The sequence below is a fragment of the Paludisphaera sp. genome (genome assembly GCF_037189885.1).
Taxonomy (GTDB): Bacteria; Planctomycetota; Planctomycetia; order Isosphaerales; family Isosphaeraceae; genus Paludisphaera.
Map to the genome: position 1 here is coordinate 1 of NZ_JBBCIR010000015.1, position 14,488 is coordinate 14,488.

The following is a 14,488-nucleotide window of genomic DNA, read 5'->3' on the forward strand; positions in this document are numbered from 1 at the left end:
TGGCGCGCCCCCTCATCCGCCCCTCCGGGGCACCTTCTCCCACGAGGGGAGAAGGGGGGACTATCCACGTGCATTAATGGGGGCGGCTCGCTTCCACGCTCGCCGGGATTCTAGCCGAACGGCCGGCGGGCGACGAGGGGAGCCGGGCGGGGGGAGGCCGACCACGACGGGTCCACCATGACCCGGAGAGCGCGGGGGAGGACTTCCACCGTCCAGACGTCACGGCTGGCGGGCTGCGACGGGTCGACGGCCGAGTCGAGGGGGAGGAGCCGGCCGCAGGGGTCGCCGTCGATCTGGACGGGGACCGTCCCCCGCGACGACAGCGAGATCCGCCGCGCCCGCCGATGGTACACCCCCGCCAGCTTCAGGTGCGTCCCCAGCACCACCCGCCACAGGTAGTAAAGCGCGTGGAACGGGCCGGGGTCGCGGAAGACGATCAGGTCGAGCAGGCCGTCGTCCTGGCTCGCCCCGGGGGCGAACGGCAGGTTCAGGGCGTAGCGAGGCAGGTTGAAGGCGAAGACCGTGGTGCCGATCAGCGTCTCCTCGGCGCCGGCGTCCTCGACCCGCACGGCGATCGACGGGAAGCGGTAGGTGAAGCTCGACCGCAGGATCGGCTCGACGTAGGCGGCGCGGTGGGTGGGCCGGACGACCCCCGTGGCCGTCCGCAGGCCGTGGTGGCGCGTGACGACGTCGCCGTCGAAGCCAAATCCGGCCATCAGCAGGAAGCGGCGGCCGTTGGCGAGCCCCACGTCGACCGGCACCGTCCGGCCGGCGGCGATGGTCCGGGCCAGCCGCGCCGGGTCGGCGTCGAGCTGGAAATGCCGGGCGGCCAGGTTCTCGGTCCCCGTCCTCAAAACGGTGATCGGCGCGCGGGGCTTCTCGTTGATCAGGGCCGAGACGGTGCCGTCGCCGCCGACGGCGACCAGGCAGCGGCAGGAGGGGTCGGCGTCGGCCCTGGCGACGAGCGTCGCGCGGTCGGCCGGGGTCCAGGCGGGCTCGGCCCGGAGGCCGAGAGGCCTCAGCGCGGCCATGAGCCGCTCGGCCTGGCGGCGGCCGACGCCGGCGCCCGAGGCGGGATTGGCGACGACGCCGACCCAGCCGCCCGGGGCGGCTGTCGGCGTCGGCCCCGGCCCCGGTCCTTCATCCCGTGGCGATCCGTCGGGATCGATCATGCGCGCCGTCCGGGGGGGTCAGCGGGAGCCGGAGACCGTGCTCAGGTTCTCCTCGTAGGTCTTCCGGAACTCCTCGCGGAGCGACGCGAGCCGGTCGGTCATCTCGGCGTCGACGCCGCGGAGGCGGAGGACCTCGGCGCGGGCGTCGGCGAGCTGCTTGGTCTCGCCGTCCCGCTCCTGCTTGCGCATCTCCAGGCTGTGCTGGGCGCTGGCGACGGTCGCCTCGACGGTTGAGAGCTGGCCCTGCATGTCGGCCAGGATCCCCTTCAGGCGCGAGCCGGCGGCCTCGACGCTGGTGGTCTTGGCCCGCAGCACGGCGAGCTGCGTGTCCATGTTCTCCTGGAACCGCGACGTGTCGTCCTTGAGCTTCGTCAGGTCGACCTGGGCCTGGAGCAGGCCCTTCTCGGCGTTGTCCAGCTCGGCGTGGAGCCTGGCAAGCGCCGCGTTGCCGTTGCGGTTGAGCTGGGCCACCCCCGCCGCCAGGACGATCCAGCCGATGGTGGCCAGGAGGACCAAAACGCTGAGCACCTTGCCCGCGGTCGACATCGGACGTCTCCTGAGACGAGGCCGTTATGAGAAACCGCCGACGCGCCCGACCTGGGCGGGACCGTTCCGGTCGTCCGTCCCGAGGGCTCGCGCGGGGATGGGAAAGTCGATGGTACGTTTCACTATACCCCCGGATCCCCGCCCCCGCCAATCGCCCCGGAACTTTCTCCCGGATCCCTTGCGCGACCCGCCGGGTCGAGCCGGGGAGACACGATCAAAACGTCCTTCCCCCCTGGTGAAGGTGGCCCGAAGGGCCGGATGAGGGGGGGCCGAGCGAGACGACCTTCGGGATTCAGGGGGGTTCTCCGCCCTCGACGGCATGCGCGGCGTCGCGAAATCCGAAGCTCGGCGGGCAAGCTCCCCCTCATCTGACCGCTCCGCGGTCTGTCTTCCCCCACCAGGGGGGAAGATCGTTCGTCCCCGGAAGGCCCCAGGGCCACGGTTGTCGCGCTATCTCTAACAATCCAACGACGCCCGCCCGGCCCTTGGAGCGCGAGGCGCGACCTCTCACCGGCCGTTCGCTTCATCCAGGTTGACGACCTCGCCGTTGTCGCGGGAGACGATCGCATTCAACATCTCGGGCGTGAGGGATATGCGGAGGAAACGGACGGAGCCGTCGACGAACAGGGCGTTGACGCCGCCGGCGTGGTTGGAGCCGATTCGCTCCAACGTCTCGGGGACCCCGGGATCGAAGGGGATGCCGCCAGGCTTGGTCCAGGGGGTCCCCTCGTCCGATTCGACGATCATGAGGGTGTTCGAAGTGCCGTCGCGCACCTCCCGGATCGTGATCTTCTTCCCCGGCTCGAACATGGAGCGCGGGCCGACGAGGCCCTGGTAACGGGTCTCGGTCGCCTCGCCGTCGGACCGGCTGGGGCAGAGGAAGACGCCGGGCATCTCCTCCAGCAGCGGCTTGTTGTGGGGGGAGTCCCACGGCTCGTCGAGCTTGAACTTCTCGTACAGTTCCTGTTCCTCGATGTACGGCAGGATCGCCACCCGCCAGCTCAGCAGGGGCTTGCCGTCCTCGTCGACGATGTCGCCGGGGAAGGCGCCGTGGACGTCGTGGGAGTTGTGGAACGCCAGGCCGATCTGCTTCAGGTTGTTGACGCATTGCGCCCGCCGCGCGGCCTCGCGGGCGGACTGGACCGCCGGCAGCAGCAGCCCGATCAGCACGCCCACGCTCCCCGGCGAATTCAGGCTGGGGATCGACTCGCGTTGGCGGTAGAGGAACCCTTCGTCGTCCACCGAGAGGGCCATCGACGCCGGGAAGAGCAGCGGGGCGAGTTGGTCGGCCGTCGGCACGTCGGCCGGGTCGATCACGATGAACTCCTCGTCGCGGCCGGTCCGCTCGGCGATCGCGGCGTTGAGGAACTCCGCGATATCGGGCAGGCCTTCGACCAGCGCCGGGATCGTCTCGCGAACGTCGTCCACGCCCAGGGCGACCATGTTCGGCGGCAGGGCTTCCGCCAGCGGGATGAACTTCTCGGCCGGCTTCCACGCCTTCTCCGGGTCGGTCCCCGCCGCGACGGCCAGCCGCGCGGCGTCGCGGTTGGGCGAGATGACGAGCTGGCCCCCGCCGACGGCGATCGTCGGGGAGACCATGTCGGCCAGGAACGGCGGCAGGTTCAGCGGCCCGACGTCCATGACGTAGGCGACCCCCTCCGTCTTCTCGCGGACGAATCGCGGCGGCATCGGGAGGCCCTGGGCCCGCGCGGCGATCGCCGCGTTGGCCTTTGCGATCAGCCCTTCCAGCCGCCCGGCGACGGCCTTCTCGTCCTTCGCCTCCACCGAGACCACCCAGCCGGCGTAGGTCATGAGCCCGATCATGCGGATGTCGAACTCGTCGATCTCGGGCATCTCGACGTCGGTCAGGTAGATCGCCGCCTTCGGGCCGAGCAGCGGCAGCAGGTCGGCGCGGAGATCCAGGCCGAGGCCCTCGCGGACGGCGGCCTCGAACTCCTCGAAGTTCCGGGCCGACTCCGGGCCGTCCGCCTTCGCCATCTCGGCGATCATGCCGTAGGTCTTCGCCAGGTCGACCGACAGCGCGCCGAACATCTCTTGCGAGGCCGGGATCGGCGGGAGCGAATCGATGCCGAACGTCGGCTGATCGAGCAGCGCGAGGAGCCCTCGCCGGGGGGCGGGGGCGACGACCCGGAACACGGAGACGAGGGCCTCCTCCTGGAATCCCCAGCGCAGCTCGACGCGCTTCACGCCGTCGAGCCCCAGCTTCGCCGCCTCGGAGGGCATCTCCGGCAGCGCGGCCAGGTCGACGAAGCCGACGGCGACCGGCTTGAAGCCGCCCTCGACCTTCGCCAGCGCCGAGCGCGTCGGGTGGTCCACCGCGCTCGGGGCCTTGCCGTCCAGGGCCGCGACGACGGCGTCGAAGCCCTGGCGGGCGACGAAGACGAGGTCTTCCCCCTCGACCCAGCGGAAGCCTTCGCGGCCGTCCGCGAGGAGCTTGCGCCCCGCCCGAGGCTCGTCGACCGGCTCCCCGGCCGGGAGGCCGGCCTTCGAGAGGGCCTCAAGGACCTCCGGACGGCCCGCCCCACGGACGACGAGCAGCGGAGAGGGGGCGGCGGGGTCGCCGACGAACGCGACCAGGAGGCCGTGGTCCCTGACGTGGGCCAGCAGCGGGGCCGCCTGGTCGCGAACCGGCCGGAAGTTCGGGTCATTCTCGGCGATCGCGTCGAGCGCCTGGCGGGCCAGGTCCTCCAGCAGCGCGCCGAGCCTGGTCTCCTCGAGAGCCTTCCGCGCCGCGGTCTTCTCCCAGGCGGCGCGGTGGGCCTTGAGGCCGTCGAACTCGAAGTAGGCGATGAGCCCCTCCGTCGGCGCGTATCGCGCCAGGGGCTTCGGCGCCTCCTCGCCCCGCGCGGCGACCCCGAGGAGCCCCAGCGCCAGCCACGCCGCCACGATCCGTCGCCCGAACGCCATCCGCGCCCCCCCGGCCCGCGAGGGGCCGCGCCGTCCCGTTGAAGTTTCCCGAACGAACCGCGCGCAGCATAGGACGGCCGTCGCGAGCCCGCAAGGGAAATCCCCGATGGCTTGCATGCGCGAAATCCGCCGCGCCGGAGGGAACCCCCTCGCGCCGTCCCGTGTCGGTCGTATAGTCATATCGAAACGACGGGGCGAAACGGTTCGGCAAGATTCGCATCGGGGCGATCGCGGGCCGGTCGGACCACGCGGGGGGCGGGCGATGTCGACGACGATCGAGGCGACGGCCGCGGAAGGCGTCGCGCGGGTCCGCGAGTGCTACGAGGCCGGAGACTACCTCGGCGCGTACGAGGTCGCGAAGGGCCTGGGGCCGATGTTGCGCTGGCCCGGCGCGGCGGCGAAGACGCTGGCCGGCCGGCTGGCTTGGCAGCTCGGCGCGATCCGGCTGGGCCTGGTCCTGCCGATGCGCGCCTGGCGCGAGGACCCGACCGACCCGGAGGCCGCCTACTACCGCGCCCGCGCCATGCTCGCGCGCCGCGGCCCGCTGGCCGCCTGGCGGTTCCTCGGCCGCGTGGGCCCGCTGGAAGGGGCGAGCGACGACATCCGGTCCGACTGGGAGGCCACCCACGCCCTGGCGCTGGCCGGCCTGCGCGACTTCGGCCGCGCCACCCGGCGGCTCGACGAGGCCGAGCGCATGGCGCCCGGCCGCGCCTGGCTGCGCGTCGAGCGATCGTCGCTGCTGGAGGCGATGGACCGCTACCCGGAGGCCCTGGCCGCCGCGGAGGAAAGCCTGTCCCTGCGCCCCTGGTACCGCCCCGCCGTCCAGGCCAAGGCCCACCTGCTGCAATTGCTCGACCGCGAGGCCGACGCGATCGCCTACCTGACGGAGGCCGACGCGCGCATGAACTCCGGGGTGATCGTCGCGCAGCTCGCCAACCTCCAGGCCGAGGCCGGGATGACCGCCGAGGCCGCGGCGAGCCTCGACCGCTTCGAGGCCCTCTCGCCGATGATGGACGCCATGGCCACGCGCTGGCTCGCCGGCCGACGCTCCGACGTGGCGTATCGCGCGGGAGATCTCGCCGCGGCGCTGGAGCACGCGCGCCTGGCCGGCGAGGGCTTCTTCAAGGAGGTCGCCGCCCGCATGGAGGCCGCCCCGGCCGACGCCCGCGCCGTCCGCCTTTCGGTCCCGTTCGTCCGCCAGCACCACCTGACGTGCGCCCCGGCCACGCTGACCGCGCTGGCGAGGTTCTGGGGCCGCGGCGCCGACCACCTGGAGGTCGCCGAGGCCATCTGTTACGACGGCACCCCCGACCACCGCGAGCGCTCGTGGGCGGCGGCGAACGGCTGGATCCCCCGCGAGTTCACCGTCACCTGGGACGCGGCCGTCGCGCTGCTGGACCGCGGCGTCCCGTTCACGCTCACGACGGTCGAGCCCATGAGCGCGCACCTCCAGGCCGTCATCGGCTACGACGCGCGCCGCGGCACGCTGCTGATCCGCGACCCCTCGCTCCCCCACGAGGGGGAGGCCCTCGCCGAGCCGTTCCTGGAGCGCTACCGCTCCGTCGGCCCGCGCGGCATGGCGATGGTACCGGCCGATCGCCCGGAGTTGCTCGACGGGATCGAACTGCCCGACGCCGCGCCCTACGACCGCCTGCACAAGATCCAGGTCGCCCTGCGCGAGCACGACCGCGACGCCGCCGCGGCCGAGTTGGAGTCGCTGCGCGCCGAGCATCCCGACCATCGCCTGACCCTCCAGGCCCGCCGCCACCTGGCCCTGTACGACGCCGACGCCCCCGCGAACCTGGCGGCGCTGGAGGCCCTCCGCGAGCGGTTCCCGGGCGACGTCAACCTGCGGCTGTTCCAGCTCTCGACCCTGCGCGAGCTGGGCCGTCGCGACGACCGCCTGGCCCTCTACCGCGAGGCGTGCGCCGCCCCCAACGCCGACCCGGTCCTGCACCGCCAGTACGCCGAGGAGCTGCTGGACGACGCCCGCGAGCAGGCCGAGGCCGAACGCCTGGCGATGCGGGCGCATCGGGCGCGGCCCGTCGACGCGCCGACGATCTCGCTGCTGGCGCGGCTGGCCTGGAACGCCGACCGCCGCGAGGAGGCGCTGGAGCTGCACCGATTCGCCTCGTGCCTGGCCGACAAGGACGAGTGGCTGGCGCGGGCCTACTTCTCGGCCGCGCGCGCGTTCCATCGCGAGGAGGAGACGCTGGCGCTGATGCGCGAGCGCGTCCGCCGCGACGGCTCGGCGTCCTCGGCGCCGGCGCGGACGCTCCACGCGGCGCTCGACATGCTGGCGCGGGCGGACGAGGCCCGCGAGGTGCTGGACGACGCCCTGCGCCGCCGGCCGAACGACGGCGAGCTGCTGCTGTACGCCGCCGAGGCCGACGTCGCCGCCGGGGAGTTCGACCGCGCCGCGGCGCGCGTGGAGGAGGCCCGCCCCTACTGCCGCCGGGGGGACTGGCTCCGCGCCGCCGCCGGCCTGGCCGCGGCCCAAGGCGACCTCCGCGGCGCGCTGGAGCTCTGGCGCGACGTCCTCCGCTCCGAGCCCGCCGCCATCGACGCCGTCCGCGCCTCCGCCCGGCTGATCGCCGAGACCGAGGGGGCCGACGCGGCGTTGGACCACCTGCGCGCCGCCAGCGAGCGCTCGCCGCACAACTATCTGCTCCACCAGGCGCTGGTGGACCACCTGCGGGGCGAGGGCTCGGACGAGGCCGAGCCCGCCCTGCGCCGGCTGCTGGACATCCACCCGGCCTCGGCCTGGGCCCGCCGCGAGCTGGCCCTGCTGCTCTGCCAGGCCGGCCGCCACGAGGAGGCCGCGGCCGAGATGGCCGTCGCCTCGGCCCTGGAGCCGGGGACGCCGGCCGAGGCGGACGTCCGGGGTATCCTGCTGGAGCAGGCCGGCCGGACGGCCGAGGCGCGCGAGGCCTACCGCGAGGCCGTCCGCCGCGACGTCGACCTCGACCACGCGGTCGCGCGGCTCATCGACACGGCCGAGACCCAGGCCGAGCGCCTGGAGGCCGTCGCGTTCGTCGCCGCCGAGCTGGAGCGCCAGGTCACTTACGGCGACGGCCTCCTGACCTTCGCCCGCCACGCCCGCGGCCCGCTGGGCTCCGAGGGCCTGATCGAGACGCTCCGCCGCGCGTGGGAGGCGCGGCCCGACCTCTGGCACGCCTGGTCGGCCCTCGTCGCCGAGACCGCCCACCTCGGCCGGCTCGACGAGGCCGAGTCGCTGGCCCGCCGCGCCGTGGAGCGGTTCCCGCTCCTGCCGCGCGTCCACCTGGATCTTGCCTCCGTCCTCCGCGCCCGGGACGACGCCGAGGGCGAGCGCGCGGCGCTCCGGCGCGCGGTCCAGATCAGCCCTTCGTGGGGCCAGGCCGCCTGCGTGCTGGCGCGGTCGCTGGAGCGGGACGAGCTGTTCGAGGAGTCGCGCGCCGTGCTGGAGCGGGCCGTCGCCCACTCCCCGACCGACGGCGTGGTCAACGGCCACCTGGCCGACGCCCTGCGGAGCCTGGGCGAGAAGGCCGCCGCCCGCGAGCGCATGGCCGTGGCGCTGCGGCACGAGCCCTCCTACGACTGGGCCTGGCGGACCTACGCCGACTGGTCGAAGGAAGACGACGAGCCCGACGCCGCCGCCGAGCTGGCGCGCGAGCTGACCCGCGCCCGCCCCGGCGACCCCCGCGCGTGGAAGGCGCTCGAGTCCCTGCTGGGCGACGACGCGCTCGACGAGCGCCTGGAAACGCTCGACCGCGTCGCGGCGATCACCCCGCGCGACCTGGAGGTCCACGACCGCAAGGCCGAGATCCTCGCCGAGGCCGGCCGATTCGACGAGGCCCTGGCCGCGTGCTCGCCCCCGATCTTCGGCGACCGCCCGCCGTCCGTCCTCCGCGGCCGCGCCGCGTGGGTCCTGCACGCCCGCGGCGACCGCGACGAAGCCCGCGAGCGGATGCGCGCCCTCGTCGCCGAGAACCCCGAGTACGGCTGGGCCTGGCGCCAGCTGCTCGAATGGTCGCGCCACGACGACGACCCGGCCGAGCAGCTGGAGGCGGCCACCCAGTGCGTCCGCCTCTACGGCGAGGACCCCTCGGCGCTTGTCGAGCTGGGCGAGGCCCGCAACCGCGCCGGCGACCGGCTCGGGGCCCGCGAGGCCTTCGCCCGCGCCGTGGCCGCCGCGCCGGGGTACGACTACGCACGCATCGAGCTGTTCGACGTCGAGCTGGCGGTCGACAACCCGGTCGGCGCGTCTCGGGCGCTCGCGCCGCTGATCGAGCGCGGCGACTACCCCGCCCCGGCGTTCGTCCTCGCCCGCGAGGTCCAGCTCGCCGCGGCGCTCCGCGACAAGAGGCGGGCCGTCGACGCCCTGCGACGCCTCTGCGCCGCCCCCGCCGTGGAGTCCGACTGGCCCTGGTTCGCGGCCGACGCGGCGATGGTCGCCGCGAAGTGGGCCCGCGCCGCCAGGCGAGTTTACGAGGAGGCGCTGGCCCGGCCGGAGACCCCGCCGGCCGTGGGCGAGGTCTGGGCCGGTCGCGGCGGGATGCTGGCCGCGATGCGCGTCGGCCGCAAGCTGCGCCGCATGCTGGCCTCCGACGGCGAGCCGGCGCGGCGGGCGTTGCGGCGGCACTTCGGCCGCCTGGGTGAGAACTCGTACAGTTGGGTCCTGCGCCGCTCGCTCCGCCGCCATCGCGCCGCCGCCCGCGTCGACGCCGAGGCCTGGGCGATGGCCGGCCACGCCCTCCGGCGCGCCGGCAGGCCCCGCGCCGCCCTGCGCTGGATGGCCGACCACGCGACCCGCGAGGACGCCGAGCCCTGGATGATGACGACGGTCGCCCTGTGCCTGCGGACCCTCCGTCGCGAGGGCGAGGCGCGCCGGATCGAGCGGGAAGCCGCCGAGGCCGGGGGGGACTCTCCCCATCCGTGGCTCGGCGCCTGGCTCGCGTTCGAGGCCGCCCACGACGGCGACGCCGAGGCCGCCGACCGCTGGATCGCGGCGACCGACGTCAACGGGCTAGACCACCTGCACGGCTACGTCCTGAGCCTGGCCGCCACCCTCCGCGAACTCGACCAGGCCGACCCCGACGACCGCCCGACCGCCGCCCGCGCCGCGGTCGGACAGATCGCCCGGTTGAACCGGTACTACTCCATCCAGGCCGTCGACCGCCCCCCCGCCCTCCGCGCCTGGCGTCGAGCCGCGCGGCGTGCGGCCGCGCCGCTGCCCGCCTGGCGCCGCCCCCTGGCGCGGCTGCGCATGGCGCTCTCGCCGCCGATCTACCGGCCGGGCGCCTGAGCGCCCCGCGAGTCGGCCCGATCGACGACGTACGCCAGGATGGCCGTCGCGTCCGCGTGGTTGGTGTCGTGCCCCCCCTCCTCGCGATGGATGAGGAGCGGGGGGCGGCCGATCTTCCCGAGGACGTCGGCCAGCCTCAGCACACTGTGAGGCGGCACCAGTTCGTCCCGCCCGCCGGTGGTCAGGCCGACGGGCATCGTGAATCGCTCCGGGTGGTACTCGGCGCTCCGCTTCTTGTACTCATCGGGGATGCTCGACTTCGGGCCGCCGAACGATTCGGCGATGGCGTCCTGGAAGTTCTCGTACTCCAGATGGTTCGCCGTGCCGTTCATCGCGGCGACGCCGTCGATCAGGTCGGGATGGAGCGCCGCGAAGGTCAACGCGGAGGTCCCCCCCATCGACCCGCCGCAGAGGAAGACCCGGCGAACGCCCCTCGCGGCCTTGAGTTCGGCGATGATCTGGACGAGGTCGGCCTCGGCCTTCGGCCCCATCCACGACGTCTTCGCGCGATAGTCGGGCGAGACGAACAGCATCCCGCGGGCCCTGGCGAAATCGCGCGCCGCGCGGGCCTCGTCGCGGTCGCTCGTCGCGAACTGCCAGCGGTCCGACCCGTGCCCGTGCAGCGCGATCAACACATCGACGCCCGGCGCGGTCGGTTCGATCAAAACATACCGCTGCTCCGTCCCGTCGCAGGCGGCCGCGAAGGAGACGTCGACGACCTTCGCGGCGTCATCGGCCGCGACCGGGAGGGCGACCAGCAGGGCCAAGGCCAGGGGAAAGAATCGTCGCATGGGCTCCGCTCGGGCGTTGGGGACAGGTGGCGATTTGATCCGAGATCATAACGGTCTTCCCCCCTGGTGGGGGAAGACAGACCGCGCAGCGGTCAGATGAGGGGGAGCCCGCCCGCGAGGTCTCGGATTTCGGGATCCCGACCCTGGCCGACGCCCGTGGGGAAGCCCACGCGATCGGCGACGGCCATCCTGCTCGTCCCCCCCTCAACCGGCCCTTCGGGCCATCTTCCCCCTCCAGGGGGGAAGGGCGTCATGATGGCCTGCCTTGAATGCGCTTGATGACTCCCGAGCGATCGATCCTCTTGGTCGGCACGTCAGATGATCCATGGAGACGGCCTCCCCTCGACGGTGATCTGGAAGCATTCGTGCTCGTCCGCGTCGTCTTCGAGATGGATCTCGATCCCGTTGGCGAGTTCGAGCACGACCCGGCGATCGTCCGGGATTCTCCATCGCCGGACCTCGGCGTCCATGACGTCGTAGAAGTCGGGGGGAGGCCACCGCCCCCCCTCCCAGGAGGCGACGAGCCGTCCGTCGCGGAAGAGTCGAATCGGCGACTGCACCGCGAAATGGACGGGGCCGAACGCGAAGTGGAGATCGTGCCGGCCTACGCGGATCTGAGTCGTGGATTCCCCGACCGCCGGGGAAAGGTCGAGATCGGCGGGGATCCGGTACATCGGCGTCGCTCCGGCGTCACCCTTCCGCGGAAGGCCCACCTCACGGCCCGACGGTGATCGGCCCGCGGTCGGTCATCAGGCGGACGGGGCCTTTCTGGTCGGCGACGGCCTTGGCGAAGTCGGCGGGGACGTCGACGGCGCGGCCGGCGGCCTCCTGGATCGTCATCCAGGGGCGGAGGCCGGCCTTGTCGGCGGGGGAGCCGGGCTCGACCTCGCGGACGGCGACCCCCTGGGGCTCCGGCGCGGCAGGGCCGAAGGGGACCACGCCGACCGACAGCAGGCTGCGGTGGTCGACGCGGAGGCCGCGCCAGGCGGCGGGGCGGGCGGTGGCGATGACCTCCCCCTTCACCGGGTACTTGGCGATGGTCAACGTCCGCTCCAGCTCGCGCCCCTCGCGGAGGACCTTCAGGCGGATCTTGTCCCCGGGCGCGTGGGAGCTGACCGCCACCAGCAGCTCGGAGAAGTCGCGGGCCGGCGTGCCGTCGACGGCGAGGAACAGGTCGCCCACCTGCAATTCCCCCTGCGCGGCCGGCGAGTTCGGCGCCACGCCGTCGATGCGGTTCGGCGGCCGCGCGTCCAGCTCGCCGCGCGAGTCGGTCTGCGTGATGCCGATGAGGCCGTACTCGACCTCCTTCCCCTGCTTCAGCGTCTCCACCGCGCGACGCCCCGCGGGGTCCATGGGGAAGGCGTAGCCGGCCATGGCGTCGTAGCCCGCGGGGCTGGCCGCGGTCGTCGTCAGGCCCACCAACTCCCCCTTCAGGTTCACGACGGCCCCGCCGCTCATCCCCAGGTTCAGCTTGGAGTCGAGCTGCAACAGCATCGGCTGATGGGGCAACTGCCGGGCGCGCGGGTCGTTCCCCAGCACCGGCCAGACTTCCGGGTCGTAGACCACCCGCCGCGCGACGTTCGAAAGGATGCCCCACGTCGCGGCGGCCCGGCCGTCCTGCATCGCCGAGTTGAACGGGTTCCCCAGCGCGATCAGGAACGAGCCCTTGCGCAGGGTCGACGAGTCGCCGATGGGCATCGGCTTGAGGTCGGGCGGCTCCAGGCCGGGGCCGGCGACCGGGACGATGACGGCGAGGTCGCTGCGGGGGTCGGCGGCGATCACCTCGGCGTCGAACTCCTGGCGGCCGGCGGCGCGGACGATCAGCCGGGTGGCGCCCCGGACGACGTGGAACGCCGTGAGGATCTCGCCGTCGTCGCCGATCACCACCCCCGCGCCGAAGTCGAACGAGATGGCCACGTCGTCGGCCGGGCGGCTCGGCCGCCCCTCGTCGCCGATCACACGACGGGGCCGCGGCTTGCCGCGCACGGCCAGCGTCTCGCCCGCGTTCTCGGACTTGTCGCGGTGGATCGCCACCACCGAGCCCTCGGTCCGGGCGATCGCGCCGGTCAGGGCCTCCTCGAACGCGACCACCACGTCCATCGCGGCGGGCGCGGCCGGCGCCTCGGCGCGGGGGCCGTCTTGCCAGGCGGTCGCCGCGCAGGCCAGGCAGAGCAGGAACGACATCGACCCATCCTCCCGATCGGCCCGTCGTCATGGCGGACTCGCTTCGGGTCCGGGCCGTCCCCGCTCATTGTCCCGACGCCGCGGCCCGGCCGCAACCCGAGAGCGAAAACGCCACGGCGACGCCGAAACGAGGGAGTGGATCGACGATTTATTGATGACGCCAATCCGTGCCGATAGATTGCACGGCCGTGGATTTCGGGGCGAGAGTTGGCACGGGCGAGGCACGATCGATGAACGACCATTGGTACTGCATGATCGACGGGCGGGTCGAGGGGCCGGTGGACGACCATGGCCTGCGGGGCCTGGCCGGAAGCGGCCGGCTGGCGCCGGGCGACCAGGTGCGGCGAGGGGCCGATGGCCCCTGGGTGGCCGCGTCACGATGCCGCGGGCTGTTCGACGCGGCGCCGGCCCATCCCAACGGGGCGGCCCATCCCAACGGATCCGCCCGCCGCGCCGCGGCCCCGCTGGCGAACGTCCGGACGGCGGCGGCCTGCGTCTCGGCCGAGGAGCGGAAGAAGCGGCCCGGCGTCTACGTCGTCAACACCCTGATCTGGGTCATGTTGACCCTGCTGGCCGTGGGGACGATGGGGGCGATCCTGGTCTTCTACGGGATCGGCTGGATCGTCAACCGGCTGCTGGCGGAGTACAACGTCCGCAAGCTCCAGGCGATGGGCGTGCTGTCCACGCCCCGGCAGTTCCCCGAGGTCGAGGCCGCGCTGCGCGAGGTCTGCGACCACTTCGGCGTCGCCGAGCCCCCGCGCGTGATCATCCTCAACGCCGGCGAGATGAACGCCTTCGCGATCAAGTTCGCCCGCAAGCGGGTGATCGTCCTGCTCACGCCGTTCCTGGAGGGGTCGCTCGACAACCCCGCGGAGCTGCGGTTCGTGCTCGGCCACGAGCTGGGCCACACGATGCTGGACCACGGGCCCCGCGGCGTGTTCGAGATCTACAAGCCGGCCGCCTACAAGGCCGCCCGCGAGCTGACCTGCGACGCCTGCGGCTGCGCCGCCGCCGGGGACCTGGAGTCGTCCAAGACCGCCCTCAAGCGGCTGGTCGCCGGCAACGAGCTGCACGCCAGGCTGGACGAGGCCGACCTAACCGAGCAGGCCGACACCATTTATTCCGGCCTGTCCGGCTGGCTGCTGAGGCAGTACCTGACCTATCCGCCGATCGGCAAGCGGCTGTCGCACATCACGCGCTTCTTCGAAGTCCACGCCTGATCGATCGCCCGCGCGCCGGCGGCGCGGCGCATCGCCGCCCCGCGCCCCGGCGCCTCGACTCGCTCAGGAGGCCGCGACCCCGGCCTCCTTGGCGCAGGCGAGGTCGGCGATCGACTTCACGCCCTCCGGCAGCTCGGCCTCCTCGTACAGCATGTTCGGGATGCCGTCTCGGACGGCGTACCGCAGCCCGCACTTGGTGCAGACCAGCGAATCCCCCTCCTGGCGCAGCGGGGCGCGCCCCAGGGGGCAGACGAGGATGGCCAGCAGGTCGTCTTTGATCATGGTTCGCGTCCCATCCCTAGCGCCGGCCGCGCCGGCCGAATCCCTTGCCGATCCACTCGGCCGCATTATGGCCGCTCG

9 protein-coding genes are annotated in these 14,488 nt (G+C 73.5%); 2 read left to right on the top strand and 7 right to left on the bottom strand.

What is annotated here, in order from left to right; translation table 11 throughout:
* Positions 1-110: 110 nt before the first annotated feature.
* The 3 genes from WG209_RS06680 to WG209_RS06690 form a co-directional block, all read right to left on the bottom strand.
* Entirely contained in the window at positions 111-1,172 is a 1,062-nt protein-coding gene (locus WG209_RS06680) for a diacylglycerol kinase family protein (protein WP_337174242.1), read from the bottom strand.
* Positions 1,173-1,190: 18 nt separating this feature from the next.
* Positions 1,191-1,718 carry a hypothetical protein gene (locus WG209_RS06685; RefSeq protein WP_337174243.1) on the bottom strand — a complete coding sequence of 176 codons (528 nt, stop codon included), beginning with the start codon at positions 1,716-1,718 and terminating at the stop codon, positions 1,191-1,193.
* Positions 1,719-2,225: 507 nt separating this feature from the next.
* Positions 2,226-4,646 (bottom strand): DUF1559 domain-containing protein, encoded by a 2,421-nt coding sequence (locus WG209_RS06690; RefSeq protein WP_337174244.1) that lies wholly within the window; start codon positions 4,644-4,646, stop codon positions 2,226-2,228.
* Between the two features lie 262 nt (positions 4,647-4,908).
* Between WG209_RS06690 and WG209_RS06695 the strand changes: the two genes are divergently transcribed.
* Complete coding sequence (locus WG209_RS06695; protein ID WP_337174245.1) at positions 4,909-9,933, top strand: C39 family peptidase; 5,025 nt, start codon at positions 4,909-4,911, stop codon at positions 9,931-9,933.
* On the opposite strand, the gene WG209_RS06700 is transcribed toward WG209_RS06695, so the two are convergent.
* The 3 genes from WG209_RS06700 to WG209_RS06710 form a co-directional block, all read right to left on the bottom strand.
* On the bottom strand, positions 9,915-10,724 hold the full coding sequence (locus tag WG209_RS06700; protein WP_337174246.1) for an alpha/beta fold hydrolase: 810 nt from the start codon (positions 10,722-10,724) through the stop codon (positions 9,915-9,917). The two genes, WG209_RS06695 and WG209_RS06700, sit on opposite strands and share 19 nt — an antisense overlap.
* A gap of 314 nt (positions 10,725-11,038) precedes the next feature.
* Positions 11,039-11,398 (bottom strand): hypothetical protein, encoded by a 360-nt coding sequence (locus WG209_RS06705; protein ID WP_337174247.1) that lies wholly within the window; start codon positions 11,396-11,398, stop codon positions 11,039-11,041.
* 40 nt (positions 11,399-11,438) lie between these two features.
* Complete coding sequence (locus WG209_RS06710; protein ID WP_337174248.1) at positions 11,439-12,908, bottom strand: trypsin-like peptidase domain-containing protein; 1,470 nt, start codon at positions 12,906-12,908, stop codon at positions 11,439-11,441.
* 230 nt (positions 12,909-13,138) lie between these two features.
* Here WG209_RS06710 and WG209_RS06715 point away from each other — a divergent pair, with 230 nt between their 5' ends.
* Positions 13,139-14,128: a M48 family metalloprotease gene (locus WG209_RS06715; RefSeq protein ID WP_337174249.1), complete on the top strand. Its 990-nt coding sequence runs from the start codon at positions 13,139-13,141 to the stop codon at positions 14,126-14,128.
* Positions 14,129-14,191: 63 nt separating this feature from the next.
* Here the strand turns inward: WG209_RS06715 and WG209_RS06720 are convergent, their stop codons facing one another.
* Positions 14,192-14,410, bottom strand: a complete 219-nt coding sequence (locus WG209_RS06720; protein ID WP_337174250.1) for a Trm112 family protein — start codon at positions 14,408-14,410, stop codon at positions 14,192-14,194.
* Positions 14,411-14,488 lie beyond the last annotated feature (78 nt).